We start from the raw sequence: 12,558 nt of genomic DNA, 5'->3' as shown, positions 1-12,558 counted from the left end.
GCCGCCGCTCGGCGCGACGCAACTCGAGAAGATGGATCCGTCCGCCCCGATCATCCGGAGGTTGAGCCGCTGGCCCGTCAGGTTGAGGATGATGCGGCAGCGGTACGGGACGGGCGCGGCCGCCGATGCGGCGATCCACTCGTATACGTCGATCTCCATGGCAGTGCCCTGGTTCCGGGGGCTCGCGTGGGCCTGGATCTGGGCACCGGGCGCCAGGATCTCGGAGCCCGTCAGGCGCTTGAACTGCCCCGCCGGTGCGTCCCCGGCGGGCACGAGCGCGACGGCCAAGGTGACCAGCAGGATGAGTGCGCTTCCGAGCACGGTTCGTCGGCTCATCTCAGCCCTCCTTCTCTGAGGTCACGACTGTTTTCCTGTCTCACCAGCTTCCTGGGCCCGTGGGACTCTGGCTCTGCCCCCTTTCCCCGCGGCGCCCGACCGCGCCGGTGGCCGGCGACATGGCCTGGGGCTCTCGCCCTGCCCGCAGCCTCAGCAGTTGGCCCTGTGGAGGATGAAGCCGTGGACCCCCAGTTTCGCGGCGCTGGTGGCGCTCGGCGTTTGGGTGAATGCCACCTCCAGCCGATACGCCTTGGTCTGGAAGATGAAAGCGCCGCAGGCGGACGCCTGCTGGCTCTGGTAGTTCGGGCTGTCCGGCTTGGTCGAGCTGTCGAAGGTGAGCTTGACCGTCTCCGTCCCCGTAAAGGCGATGTCCGTCTCGATGAGCTTTACGACGATCTTCGCGTCGGGGGAGGTGTCCTTGTAGCGGACAACGAGGCGGAAGCCGGTCGCGGTCGTCGGCTCGTAGAGGCCGTCCACCGCGACGACGTTGTACCTTAACGTCGACGTGCCGGGTCCCGGGCTCACGGTGGGCTTCAGCTCGATCTTGCCATTGGTAAAGAAGGTGAAAAATCCCGGGTTTCCGATATGCGAGGCGCCGATCCACCCATGTGCCGTCCAGGCCCTTATCTGGGCATCGGCCGGATCGGCCCCGACAACGCCCCACGCCAGAAGCAGGGTCAACAGCGCATACGGCCATCGCGTCCTCATGGTAGCTCCCTCCCTTGGTGCTGGGTTAATCCCATGCGGCTCCCGAGCCGCGACCCCGTGCGGCGAGGACCGCGGTTGCCGATCCCACGCGGCTCCTCCCGGGGCATTTTTCGAGTGAATCACATGTATGTTGCGTCCCGCGGGCACGTCAAGGGCCCGCGTGGGCTGCAAGGGAGCCCGCGGCGTCCCTGCGAGGTAGCCCAACTCCCGACCAGGGACGGAGCAACGAGGATACCAACTTCAGTCCCTTTGGAATCAGTGGGATACCTCGCCGCCCATTTCTTCGGCATGGCGATGGTACCGCCACCACCCGAACGAGGCGGCACGCCTCAGCCCATGGACGCGACGCGATCGGGGGCGATCTTGTAGATGACCCGGACTTCTCCCGGCCGCCGGAACGGGTAGCGGTCTTGCCCGAGGTACTTCTTGGCCAGGGCATCGATGTGGGCGTCGGCCCCCTGCTCGGTCACCTCCACCACCCGCCCCTGCACCGCGAGGTGGCGGTAGGGGTTGTCGGGATCCAGGACGGCCAGCGCCACCTTGGGGTTCCGCCGCATGTTCCGGTCCTTGACCCGACCTCGGGCGGAATTGATGCGGATGTGGCTCCCGTCGAAGTCGCACCAGACCGGCGTGACCTGCGGGCTTCCGTCCGCCATGACGGTGGCCAGGCTCGCGAAGGCCTTCTTCTGGAAGAGGTCCTTGAACGTGTCGGGGATGGTCGCGGCCATGCGTCGTCTCCTGTCGTGGTGAGGGTTTACCTTCCCGTCGCCGACAGCGCCGTCAGCAGGGCGTCCCGGAGATCGTCCACGTCCTCGATCCCGACCGACAGCCGGATCAGACCGGGATCGATGCCGAGCTTCGCCTGCTCGTCCGCCGAGAGCGGCCGGTGGGAGGTCCGCGCCGGATAGCTCCAGGTCGTCGTCAGATCCCCGAAGCTCGGCGCGAACTCGAGGAGGGGCAGGGCCCGGAAGAACCGCTCCACCGCCGCCGCCCCGCCCGCCAGCTCGAAGGCCAGCATACCGCCGAACCCGCCCGAGAAGAGCTTGAGCGCGAGGCCGTGCTGGGGATGATCGGGCAGGCCGGGATAGTAGACGCGCCGGATCTCCGGCCGCTCGTGGAGGAGGCGTGCGAGGGTCAGCGCATTCGCCGAGTGCCGCTCCATCCGGAGGGCGAGCGTGCGGAGCCCCCGGAGGACCAGCCACGCGTCGAACGGTCCCAGGTTGAGGCCGATCCGGACGGCCTGGGCCCGGGCCGCGCCGATCAGCGAGGCCGGTCCCGCCAGCACGCCCGCGGTGGCGTCGCCGTGGCCCGACAGGTATTTCGTCGCGCTGTGGTGGACGGCCAGGGCGCCGTGCTCGAGGGGCCGCAGGAGCGCGGGCGAGGCGAAGGTGTTGTCGACCAGGAGCGTCAGCCCGCGGCGGCGGGCCAGGTCGGAAAGCCCCGGGAGGTCGGCCAGACGCAGGAGCGGGTTGGACACCGCCTCGACGAAGATCGCGCGCGTGGCTGGCGTGAGAGCCGCCTCCACCTGGGCGGCCTCCGCCGCGTCGGCGAAGCTCACGGCGATGCCCCACCGCGGGGCCTGTTCCCGCAGGAGCGCCGTCGTCGTCCCGTAGAGATCGCGGCCGGCCACCAGATGGTCGCCCGGCTGGAGCGCGGCGAGGAGCATCGCCGTGAGCGCCCCCATGCCGGACGCCGTGACCACCGCGGCCTCGGCCCCTTCCAGCCCGGCCAGCGTCTCTTCCAGCATCGTGTGGTTGGGCGTCCCGAACCGGCCGTAGATGTAGCCGGGCCGCTGCCCTTCCCACACGGCATCGACCTGGGCGAGGTCGTCGAAGGCGTAGACGTTCGCCAGGTGAATCGGTGGGGTCAGGGGCCGCGAGACGGACGCCGGAGGTCCGACGCCGCGGGCGGCCCGGGTCGCGAAACGGGGTCCAGTCGCCATGCCACACCTCCTTGCGATCAGACCAGCGGGAGCGCCGCCCGGGGGCCGGCCACGCGCGGTCGGCGCCGCCGCACGGCCTCCTGGAGCACCTCGGCGAGCCGCCGCACACCGTCCTCGATGCGGGGGGCGGACAGCGACGCGAAGGCGAGCCGCAGCGTCCGCTCGCCCTGATCGCCCACGAAGAAGAACCGTCCGGGCATGTACGCCACGCCGCGCTCGACCGCGCGTGGCAAGAGCGCGGCCGCGTCGAGGCCCTCCGGCAGCGTGACCAGCAGCGAGAAGCCGCTCTCGTCGGGGGTGGTCCACGCGACGCCCCGGGGCAGATGGCGGGCGAGCGCCCGGAGGAGCGCCGCCCGGCGACGCGCATACTCGGCCCGAACCGTCCGGGCGTGCCGCTCGAGCCGCCGCTGCGCGCAGAAGTGGGTCAGGGCCGCCTGGAGCAGGGCGCTGGTGGACAGGTCCGCGAGCTGCTTGATGCTCGAGAGGGGCTCGACCAGCGGGCGCGGCACGACCATCCACCCCAGGCGCAGGCCGGGAAACAGGATCTTGGAGAACGTGCCCAGGTGGATCACGAGCCCGTGCCGGTCGAGCGCGCGGAGCGGGAGGTGACCCCGCTCGGCGTCGGCCGGACCGCCGAAGCCGTCCTCGACGACGGGAAGGCCATGGCGCGCGCAGAGCTCCAGGAGCGCGCGGCGGGTGGCCGGATCGAGCGAGAGGCCGGTCGGGTTCTGGCCGCTCGGCTGACAGTAGAGGAGCTTCGGGCGGTGCCGGTCGAGGAGCGCGGCCAGGGCCTCCACGCGCAGACCATCGGCACCGATCGGCAGCGGGAGAATCTGCGCCTGGGCGGCGCCGAAGGTCTGGATGGCGCCCGGATACGTCGGCTGCTCGAGCACGACGGCGTCTCCCGGATCGATGAGGAGACGCGCGATCAGGTCGAGACCCTGCTGAGACCCATTGACGACCAGCACCTCCTCCTCGGGCGCCTCGATCCCGTGGCGGACGAGCCAGGCCGCGAGGTATCGCCGCAGCGCCGGATACCCCGCCACGGGATTGTACTGGAGGAGGAGGCTCCCCTCGCGCTTGATGACCCGATTCAGCGCGCGGCGAAAAGCCTCGGTCGGGAACAGCGTCGGATCGGGCGTCGTGCCCACGAACGAGATCAGGCGCCCGTCGGCCCCGGTGGCGGCCTCGAAGCCTTCGCGACGCCGAGCATCGGCGGCCAGCCGGCGGGCGCCGCGGGAGCACGCGGCCTCCCAGTCCACGGCGAGCGTCGTGACCGGGGACGCGGCCACGGGCGCCGTCGCGCCGGCGGCGCCACGCTCGGCCACGAACGTCCCCTGCCCCACGTGGGCGCGAGTCCACCCCTCCGCCACCAGCATGTCGTAGGCGGTCGTCACCGTCGCGCGGTTCGTGCCGAGCGCCCGCGCGAGCTCGCGCGTCGCCGGGAGCTTGCTCCCCGGAGGCAGCACGCCCCCGGAGATCAGCCCCTCCACATGCCGCTTGATCTGGAGGAAGAGCGGCGTTCCGCCCGTGCGGTCGAGAGCAATCTGCAGGCGAGCCTCCTCCGGTGGAGCCGACAGTGCACCGTCATTAGAGCCCTGCCGTTCCGGGCTCGCAAGACCCCAGTTGCCACGAGGCGGCGAAAATTCCTTCGGCCGTCCGGTCACCTTCGGGTAGAGTAGGGCAGCTTCAGCGATCACCCGGTCTCGCTCGGCTTCAGAACCATTCGGAGGGTTGGCGTGCCATCTGACGGTGGCTTCACGACTTTTCCATGTCGGTCCAGATGACGGGTCCCCGGGCGGTCATCTTCGACGTGGACGGCGTGCTCGCCGACTCCGAACCTCTGCACCTCCGCGCCACCCAGGAAGTCCTCGGCCCGCGCGGGACCTCGTACACGGAGCGGGACAATCGCGCATTCTTCGGAAAGACCGACGCCGAGATGCTCCGGGTGCTCCGCATCCTCTTCGATCTACCTCAGCCGACGACGGCGCTGGTCGAGGCGCGGACGGCGCACCTCGTGGCGCTGATCCGCGCCGAGGCCCGCCCGCTCCCCGGAGTGCCGGCCGTGCCACGCGCGCTCCGGGAGGCCGGGCTCCGGCTCGCCCTCGCCTCGGCCTCGCCGCGCCAGGTGATCCGCGCCATCCTCGACGCGGTGGGCCTCGCAGAGACATTCGAGGCGGTCGTGTCGGGTGAGGACGTGGCGCGGGGCAAGCCGGCCCCGGACGGGTTTCTCCTGGCGGCCCGGCGGCTCGGCGTGGAGCCGGCCGCCTGTCTGGTGGTCGAGGACTCGCGGAACGGCGTCCTGGCGGCCAAGGCGGCCGGCATGGCGGTGGCGGCCATTCCGTGCGCGGCCACGCGCCACGAGGACTTCTCGGGCGCCGATCGCGTCCTGCCCAGCCTGGAGGCCTTGCCGACGCTGATGGAGACGCTGAGATGAGCCTGGGCGAGCCCAACATCAAGCGTGCGCTCTCGTGGGTGCTGGACCGGCTGGCCGACGACCCGACGGCCAAGCGCTCGAAGCTGATCGACGACGCCTCGCGCCAGTTCGACCTCACCCCGCTGGAAGCGGACTTTCTCTACCGCCAGCTCCAGGAAGCCGAGAAGGACCGGCCGACCTCGAGCGGCTAGCCGCTAGGCTGGTAGCGCTGCTTGAACGCCTTCGGCGCGATGGCGATCCGCTTCCCCGACACGTCGTCCAGGATGTAGACCTCCTCCGTCAGCGAGCCGCTGGCGAAGACCTCGAAGACCTCGAGCACCTCCTCCAGCGACGTCCCGGCCGGTCGGGCGGCCATCATGGCCTCCACCTCAGCGAGGGGGAGCCGCATTGCTCACCTCCCTGGCTCACTGCCGGCCGGCGGGAGCGCCGGGCGTCCCCGCCGGCGAGTGAGGATGCTCGTCAGCGCGACGAGCCCCACGAGCGCCAGCGTCACGGTCAGGTTCGGGACGTAGAGATACGGCGCCAGGCGGGCGAACGCCCGGTTGCGCAGGAGCCGATTCGGCGGGACCAGCTCGAGCCGGAGGTCCGCCGCCGGCGCCGCCGCACGCTGGGAATCGGCCGGAGCCCACACGTCGTGAGCCCCGTCGCGGGTGAGGGTGCCGGGCAGACTCGCGTCGTGGAATGCGTAGCCCGGCAGCCGGGTCTCTTCGAGGCGCCGTGGGCCCACGGCGAGCTGGAGACCGGCCTCGACTCCGGGTGCCTCGCCGAGAGCGACCCGGATCGGAAACTCGGCCGGCGAGCCGTCGTCGCTCGGGACGCCAAGCCGGTGGAACGGGATGGGCCTGAGCACGGCCCGGATCGGCACCGGCGTCACCGGCCGCGTGCGGCGATCGACCACCATGACCCGGGCCACCCCGGTCTCGACCGCGATCGCGTTCTCCCCGCCCAGCTCCCGGAGCTCGCTCGTTCCGAGACCGTACGCCAGTGTCTGGACGGTGCCCATCGATGACCCCGCCCCGATCGCCGCCTTCCGGAGGGGGCGGACGTCCAGGCGCGTGATGCGGACCGGGGGCGGTGCCGTGAACGCGTAGCGGTCCTCGACGACGAGCTCCCCACGGGCCTCGGCGTACTCGAGTCGCCCGGCTGCGGTCACGCCGACGCTTTGGCCGGCCAGGGCCCGGACCAGCGCCGCCGACGCCGCGTCCACCCGGGCGAGGTCCTCGCGCAGTGCCCCGAGCGACACGGCGGCCATCGCCGGGGCCTCGAGGGCCCGGGCCGCCGTGTCGAGGTCTGCCGCATCGCGCGCGGCCGTGAAGTGCGCGTCCAGGTCCGCGAACCACTCGGCCAGGCGCGTCGCCCGGCCATCCAGGTCACGAAACTCGGGAGCGGTCAGGGTGAGGGCGAGCCGGCGCGCGGCGTGCTCGACGCCCGCCACCTCGGCCGGCGCCCGGTCGCGGAGGCGCCCGATCTCGCGACTGACCGCGATCGCCAGCGCGGCGCGCTCCCCGAGCTCCCGGCCCGTGACGCGGAACTCCATCTGACGGCGGCGCGCGAGTCGCGCCCGCAGGGCGGCCCGCCGGCTCTCGAAGTCGGACTCGGCGGTCCGGGCCGGCGGAGCCGGTCCCCAGAGCCCCGCACCGAGCCAGGCCAGCTCGTCCGCCTCGTAGCTTCGCGCCGCCGGCGCGGTGAGCCAGCCGAGCCGGGAGAACGCCGTCGCCGCGGCGAGGGTCAGGACGAGGACGAGCCACGCCGCCGAGGGCATCCGGCGGCGCCAGAGGGTGAGACTCACGACGCCGGCCACCCACAGGCCGCCGAGCACGAGGTTGAGAGCGCTGGCCGCGAGGACGACGCCAAGGGTCGCCGTGAGGACCGCCACCCTCACGGCGCGGGAGGCTCGGGCCACTCCGGCAGGTCGCGAAGCTCGGCGAGTGTCGCGCCCCAGCCGCCGAGCTCGGGTGGGGCGTCGCCGAACCTCGCCACCAGGGGGGAACGAGCCAGGGTGCGCCGCACCGTCTCGCGCTGGACGCCACGCCCGCGGCCGTGGATCAGCCGGACGGTCCGGAAGCCGGCGGCGTGCGCCTGTCGGAGGTACTCGCCGACGACCTCGGCGATTTCGTCGGCGCGAAAGGAATGGAGGTCGAGGGCGTCCTCGATCGGAACCCGGACCGCCTCGATCACGACCGGATCGTCCACGCGCACCACCCCACCCTGGACGACCCGGGCCGGCACGGGGGGAGCGCCATCCTCCTCCCGGAGCCCACCCTCAGCCGGGCCGTCGTCGAGCTCCACGAGCACCCCGTCTCCGAGACGGAGGCGAGTCCCCGGACGGAGCTCGCCGAGGGGGTGCCCCGCGATGACCAGCGTGCCCCGCAGCGCTCCGGGCTCCAGCACCGACTCGGCCGCGCCGCCGGGCAGCGCCGCCAGGCGGCCCGGGCCGATCCCCGTCGCAGCCCGTCGTCCTCGGTCGTCGGCGGGCCTCAACGTATGCGGCATACGCCTCGGCCCGCCTCCTCCCTGCGTCCTAGGGCTGCTCGGGTCTCGGCCCGGTTCCATCGCCGGAGATGATCACGCTGCTGCTCCGAAGGTACCCCGCCCGGCGGCCCGGCGGCCGGCCATCCTCCCTCACGCCGCGGCGGTCGACGTCGTCACGGTGGCCTCCTGTCCCTCGGGTTTCGGCGCTACTATACCAAGCCCGATGGACCAGGGTCGAGACGCGGGGCGGGGCGGACCGCTCTGCTAGAATGACGCTCGTGACGACGGTCCCGGTCACGTTTCTCCCGAGCGGAGCGACCGTGCCCATCGAGCCGGGGACGCCGCTCCTGCGCGCCGCGCACGCCCACGGCGTCGACATCACCGCGACCTGCGGGGGGCGCGGCCGCTGCACGTCGTGCCGCGTGAAGGTCGTGGCGGGGTGCGTGCCCCCGCCCACCATCAACGACGAGCTGCAGCTCGGAAGCGACCTCGTGCGCGAGGGGTACCGCCTCGCCTGCCAGTGTGTCCCGGCCGAGGCGGCCACGGTCCAGATCGCGCCGCCGCTCGACGAGCGCGCCTTCCAGATCCTGGGGGCCGAGGGCGACCGGACGGCGCTGGCGCGGGCGACGCTCGAGTCCGGGATCGTCAAGCGCGTCGTCCGCGTCGAGCTCCCGCGCGAGGAAGCGCACCAGACCTCCGACCTCGAGCAGCTCGGCCACGCGACCGGCCTGGCGCCCGCCACCGTCCCGCTGGACGTGGTCCGCGCGCTGCCCGCCGTCCTGCGCGAGGCCAAGGGCGAGGTGACCGTGACGACCTTTCTCGGCGAGCCCCTGGCCGTCGAGCGCGGAGACACGACCGCGATGGCGTTCGGGCTCGCGGTCGACGTCGGGACGACCAGCGTCGTCACCACGCTCCTCGAGCTCGCCTCGGGCGAGGTCATGGCCTCCGTCTCGAGCCTGAACCCCCAGGCGGTGTTCGGCGGAGACCTCATGAGCCGGATCGCCTTCGCCCAGTGGAATCCCGCGAACCTGCGCAAGCTCCAGTCCAGGATCCTGGGGCTCCTCAACCAGCAGGTCGACGAGCTGCTCGAGCGATCGGGTGTGCTGCCGCAGTGGATCTACAAGGTCACCGTGGTCGGCAACACCTGCATGCACCACATGCTTCTCGGCATCGATCCGACGCACGTGGGCCTGGCGCCCTACGCCCCGGTCCTGCGCCATCCGATGGTCTTGCCGGCCCGCGCGCTCCACCTCAAGGTGAACCCCGAGGCGCGGGTCTGTCTCCTCCCGATCGTGGCGGGGTTCGTCGGCGCCGACGCGGTGGCGGTCGCGCTGGCGACCCGGATCTACGCGAGCCCGGTGGTGCGCGCCGCGGTCGACATCGGGACGAACGGCGAGGTGTTGATGGGGACGCGGGAGCGCCTCATGGCCTGCTCGGCGCCGGCCGGCCCCGCGCTGGAGGGCGCGCAGATCCGGCACGGGATGCGCGCCGCCGTCGGCGCCATCGACCGCGTCTGGCTCGACGGCGACACGATCCGGTACCACGTCCTCGGGAACGGGGCGCCCCAGGGCATCTGCGGGTCCGGGCTGATCGACGCCATCGCGGTGGCCCTCGACGCCAAGCTCATCGACTGGACGGGGCTCATCCGGATCGAGGCGCGCGAGGAGCTGCCGGCGCCGCACCGGACACGCCTCGAGATGCGCGGCGAGGATCGCGTGCTGATCCTGGTCCCCCGCGGTGAGGCCGCCGGCGGCGGAGAGATCGTGCTCTCGCAGGACGACGTCCGCCAGGTCCAGCTGGCCAAGGGCGCGATCGGCGGCGGGATTCGCATGCTCCAGCACGTCCTCCGGGTCCCCGACGCGGAGCTGGCCGAGCTCATGCTGGCCGGCGGCTTCGGCAACTACCTCTCGATCGAGAGCGCCCGGCGCATCGGCCTGATCCCGGCCCTCCCGCTCGAGCGGATCCGGTACGTCGGGAACGCGGCGGCCCTGGGGGCCCAGCTCGCGCTGGTCTCCGAGCCCGAGCGCGTGCGGGCCGAGGGCCTCGCCCGCTCCATCGAGCACGTCTCGCTCGCCTCCCATCCGGACTTCCAGGACATCTTCGTCGACTGCATGAACTTCCCCCGCGGCTGACGCCCCGGGCCGGGCCTTCAGCTCAAGCCGGCCGCGCGCAGCGCCGCCACCGAGACCACTCCCGCCACCACCCCCAGCAGGAGGTTCCGCCACCAGAGCACCACGCCGGCCACGACGAGGGCGGCGATCGGCTCCGCTCCGGCGGTCGGCAGGCCGCCCGGCGCGGCGATGCCCGAGCCCGCCAGGGCCGCGATGATGGCGATCGGGAGCGCGTCCAGATAGCGGGCGACGGCCGCCGGCATCGCCCCGCGCACGGTCACGATCAGCGGCAAGGCGCGGGTCAGATAGGTCGCCACCGCCGACCCCACGATCGCCAGCCAGATCACGCCCTGCCCTCCGGGGGCCGCCGCCCGAAGACGACGAGCGGCGCCAGCGCCCCGGCCACGACCACCGCCACCAGGGAGGCCCCGGCCAGGCTGAGCGCCGCCGCAGCCACCACGGCCGCCCCGGCGACCAGGAGGTCCCCCGCCCGGCGGATGCCGAGGAGCACGATGCAGACGAAGGACGCGGTGATCGCGAAGTCGATCCCGAGCCGTCGTGGCTCGGCGATCCCGGCCCCCGCCAGCGAGCCGATCACGGTGGCCACGTTCCAGCAGAGCCAGAGCGCGGCGCCGAAGACCACGTAGTAGCGGACCTCGCGCCGGCCCCGGCGGAACCAGCCGATGGCCATGGCGAACGCCTCATCGGTCAGGAGGTAGGCGAGACCCAGCCGGCGCGCGAGCGGCTCGCCCGCGACGAACGGCCGCAGCGCGGCGGCCATGAGGAGGTGGCGGAGGTTCAGGAGCAAGACCGTGACGATGACGAGAGGCGCCCCAGCCCCGGTCCGCCAGAGCTCGACGGCGGCGAACTGCGCCGATCCCGCGAAGACGAGGAGGCTCATGCCGATGGCTTCCGTCAGGTTGAGCCCGGCCTGACGGGCGACGATGCCGTACGGGGCCCCGATGACGAGCGCGCTCAGGACGAGCGGCCAGCCCTCGGCGAGGGCGGTCCGGCCGGGACTCGGGGCCTGGCTCCCGGTCGAGCCCGGGCTGTCCGGCATCGCGGCCGTCACCGTCCGACGTTGAAGCGGATGTGGCAGATCTCGCCGTCCTGGACCGGGTACTCCTTGCCTTCCAGGCGAAGGACGCCACGGCGCCGCGCCTCGGCGAGTGAGCCCGCCTCGAGCAGCTCATCCCACGCGATGACCTCGGCGCGGATGAACCCGCGGGCCAGATCGGAATGCACGGCGGCGGCCGCCTCGAGCGCGGTGGCGCCGGCCGGGATGGTCCAGGCCCGCACCTCGTCATCGCCCACCGTGAAGAAGCTCACCAGGCCCAGGAGCGTGTAGGCGTCGCGGATGAGTCGATGGAGCGCCGGCTCGGGAAGACCGAGGGCCTCCAGGAACGCGCGCTGCTCGTCCTCCGGCAGGGCCGCCACCTCGGCCTCGACCGCCGCGGATACCCATCCCACCAGCGTCGCGGGACGCTTCGCCATCTCGGAGAGCGCGCCGAGCAGCTCGTCGCGCCGCCGGATGTCGGCCTCCGCCAGGTTCAGGCAGTGGAGGATCGGGCGGAGCGACAGGAACTGGAAGCCGCGGAGCGTTCGCCCCTCGTCGGGCGCGAGGGTGTGGGCCCGGAGCGGCATCCCCTCCTCGAGGGGCCCTTTGAGGCGCCCCAGCAGCGCCTGCTCCCGCAGCTCGACCTCGGTCGCCTTGCGCTTGAGCCCGGTCGCGAGCTTCTCGAGCCGCCGCTCGACCACCTCCAGGTCGGCCAGGATCAGCTCCTCCTCGAGGGCCGTCGCGTCGCGGACCGGATCGGGCGGCTCGCCGAGCACCGGCGAGGGAAACGCGCGGATCACGTGGATGAGCGCGTCGGCGCTGCGCAGGTCGGCCACGTCGAGGCCGGCCCGCTCGCCACGGTCGAACCCGACCAGGTCGACGACCTCCACGCTGGCGAACACGACGCGCTCCGGGGAGAACAAGCGCGCGATCCGCGTCAGGCGGTCGTCGGGGACCCGGGCGACGCCGACGTGCAGCTCTCCGCGCGACGCCCGGCGAGCCACGGCGGCCCCGGCGCCTGTGAGCAGATTGAACAGCGTCGTCTTGCCGCTCCCGGGAAACCCGATGAGCCCGATCTTCATGGCAGGGGCGGAGTGTACGCGAGCGACCGGAGCTTGTCCAGCGCGTTCGCGCCGCCCGACCGGCGCTTTGACCCTCGCCGGAGCGCTCTGCTAGAGTGAGACGACCATGCTGATCCGGCGTGGCCCGTGAGCCGGCCCGGGCCGATTCCCGTCGCATCCCGTCGTCCTCGGTCGTCGGCGGGCCTCAACGTATGCGGCATACGCCTCGGCCCGCCTCCTCCCTGCGTCCTAGGGCTGCTCGGGTCTCGGCCCGGTCCCAACGCCGGACCCGTTCAAGTTGCTGATCCGAGAGTACGGCCGTGACCACCCCGCGCGAGCTCGATGTCCGGGCGGTCGGCCTCATCCTCCTCCTCGCCGCCCTCTGGGGTGGCAACACCGTGGCCATCAAGCTCGGCCTGGCCGACGCCCCGCCG

The 12,558-nt window shown here is 72.7% G+C and carries 14 protein-coding genes; 3 read left to right on the top strand and 11 right to left on the bottom strand.

From position 1 onward, the window contains the following. From VGW35_10320 to VGW35_10300, 5 genes are all read right to left on the bottom strand, one after another. A partial coding sequence (locus tag VGW35_10320; GenBank protein ID HEV8308052.1) for a hypothetical protein occupies positions 1-336 on the bottom strand: 336 nt, incomplete at its 3' end. 150 nt (positions 337-486) lie between these two features. Continuing rightward, positions 487-1,017: a hypothetical protein gene (locus VGW35_10315; protein ID HEV8308051.1), complete on the bottom strand. Its 531-nt coding sequence runs from the start codon at positions 1,015-1,017 to the stop codon at positions 487-489. 356 nt (positions 1,018-1,373) lie between these two features. After that, positions 1,374-1,772, bottom strand: a complete 399-nt coding sequence (locus VGW35_10310; GenBank protein HEV8308050.1) for a PPOX class F420-dependent oxidoreductase — start codon at positions 1,770-1,772, stop codon at positions 1,374-1,376. A 26-nt stretch (positions 1,773-1,798) separates the two neighbouring features. Further along, positions 1,799-2,986, bottom strand: a complete 1,188-nt coding sequence (locus VGW35_10305) for an aminotransferase class I/II-fold pyridoxal phosphate-dependent enzyme (GenBank protein HEV8308049.1) — start codon at positions 2,984-2,986, stop codon at positions 1,799-1,801. A gap of 17 nt (positions 2,987-3,003) precedes the next feature. Next, positions 3,004-4,653: a PLP-dependent aminotransferase family protein gene (locus tag VGW35_10300; protein HEV8308048.1), complete on the bottom strand. Its 1,650-nt coding sequence runs from the start codon at positions 4,651-4,653 to the stop codon at positions 3,004-3,006. A 104-nt stretch (positions 4,654-4,757) separates the two neighbouring features. On the opposite strand from VGW35_10300, the gene VGW35_10295 reads away from it, so the two are divergent. Both VGW35_10295 and VGW35_10290 read left to right on the top strand, forming a co-directional pair. Next, positions 4,758-5,423, top strand: coding sequence for an HAD family phosphatase (locus tag VGW35_10295; protein ID HEV8308047.1), 666 nt, complete (start codon positions 4,758-4,760; stop codon positions 5,421-5,423). Continuing rightward, positions 5,420-5,614: a hypothetical protein gene (locus tag VGW35_10290; protein HEV8308046.1), complete on the top strand. Its 195-nt coding sequence runs from the start codon at positions 5,420-5,422 to the stop codon at positions 5,612-5,614. Before VGW35_10295 ends, VGW35_10290 begins: the two co-directional genes overlap by 4 nt. On the opposite strand, the gene VGW35_10285 is transcribed toward VGW35_10290, so the two are convergent. The 3 genes from VGW35_10285 to VGW35_10275 are packed head-to-tail and all read right to left on the bottom strand — an operon-like array spanning position 5,611 to position 7,916. Next, complete coding sequence (locus VGW35_10285) at positions 5,611-5,811, bottom strand: hypothetical protein (GenBank protein ID HEV8308045.1); 201 nt, start codon at positions 5,809-5,811, stop codon at positions 5,611-5,613. The genes VGW35_10290 and VGW35_10285 overlap by 4 nt on opposite strands. 3 nt (positions 5,812-5,814) lie before the next feature. Beyond that, the gene (locus VGW35_10280) at positions 5,815-7,305 is read right to left on the bottom strand and encodes a hypothetical protein (protein HEV8308044.1); all 1,491 of its coding nucleotides are present in this window, start codon (positions 7,303-7,305) and stop codon (positions 5,815-5,817) included. After that, positions 7,302-7,916, bottom strand: a complete 615-nt coding sequence (locus VGW35_10275) for a Smr/MutS family protein (protein ID HEV8308043.1) — start codon at positions 7,914-7,916, stop codon at positions 7,302-7,304. Before VGW35_10275 ends, VGW35_10280 begins: the two co-directional genes overlap by 4 nt. Before the next feature lie 257 nt (positions 7,917-8,173). On the opposite strand from VGW35_10275, the gene VGW35_10270 reads away from it, so the two are divergent. Beyond that, complete coding sequence (locus VGW35_10270) at positions 8,174-10,027, top strand: ASKHA domain-containing protein (protein HEV8308042.1); 1,854 nt, start codon at positions 8,174-8,176, stop codon at positions 10,025-10,027. A 17-nt stretch (positions 10,028-10,044) separates the two neighbouring features. Here the strand turns inward: VGW35_10270 and VGW35_10265 are convergent, their stop codons facing one another. Genes VGW35_10265 through VGW35_10255 form a run of 3 tightly spaced genes read right to left on the bottom strand, consistent with a single transcriptional unit; the run spans position 10,045 to position 12,145 of the window. Beyond that, positions 10,045-10,353, bottom strand: a complete 309-nt coding sequence (locus tag VGW35_10265) for an AzlD domain-containing protein (GenBank protein ID HEV8308041.1) — start codon at positions 10,351-10,353, stop codon at positions 10,045-10,047. Next, complete coding sequence (locus tag VGW35_10260; GenBank protein HEV8308040.1) at positions 10,350-11,066, bottom strand: AzlC family ABC transporter permease; 717 nt, start codon at positions 11,064-11,066, stop codon at positions 10,350-10,352. Before VGW35_10260 ends, VGW35_10265 begins: the two co-directional genes overlap by 4 nt. 8 nt (positions 11,067-11,074) lie before the next feature. After that, positions 11,075-12,145 (bottom strand): DUF933 domain-containing protein, encoded by a 1,071-nt coding sequence (locus tag VGW35_10255; protein ID HEV8308039.1) that lies wholly within the window; start codon positions 12,143-12,145, stop codon positions 11,075-11,077. Positions 12,146-12,558: the final 413 nt, after the last annotated feature.

This window comes from Candidatus Methylomirabilota bacterium (assembly GCA_036005065.1).
Lineage (GTDB): Bacteria > Methylomirabilota > Methylomirabilia > Rokubacteriales > DASRDR01 > DASYQW01.
This window is presented reverse-complemented; position numbering and strand designations above follow the sequence as displayed.

What these genes read in the sequence shown, in the direction of transcription:
- VGW35_10275 (HEV8308043.1), bottom strand. Translation starts at nt 7,916, where the DNA reads ATGCCGCATACGTTGAGGCCCGCCGACGACCGAGGACGACGGGCTGCG.
- VGW35_10260 (HEV8308040.1), bottom strand. Translation starts at nt 11,066, where the DNA reads ATGCCGGACAGCCCGGGCTCGACCGGGAGCCAGGCCCCGAGTCCCGGC.
- VGW35_10290 (HEV8308046.1), top strand. Translation starts at nt 5,420, where the DNA reads ATGAGCCTGGGCGAGCCCAACATCAAGCGTGCGCTCTCGTGGGTGCTG.
- VGW35_10310 (HEV8308050.1), bottom strand. Translation starts at nt 1,772, where the DNA reads ATGGCCGCGACCATCCCCGACACGTTCAAGGACCTCTTCCAGAAGAAG.
- VGW35_10295 (HEV8308047.1), top strand. Translation starts at nt 4,758, where the DNA reads ATGTCGGTCCAGATGACGGGTCCCCGGGCGGTCATCTTCGACGTGGAC.
- VGW35_10255 (HEV8308039.1), bottom strand. Translation starts at nt 12,145, where the DNA reads ATGAAGATCGGGCTCATCGGGTTTCCCGGGAGCGGCAAGACGACGCTG.
- VGW35_10285 (HEV8308045.1), bottom strand. Translation starts at nt 5,811, where the DNA reads ATGCGGCTCCCCCTCGCTGAGGTGGAGGCCATGATGGCCGCCCGACCG.
- VGW35_10305 (HEV8308049.1), bottom strand. Translation starts at nt 2,986, where the DNA reads ATGGCGACTGGACCCCGTTTCGCGACCCGGGCCGCCCGCGGCGTCGGA.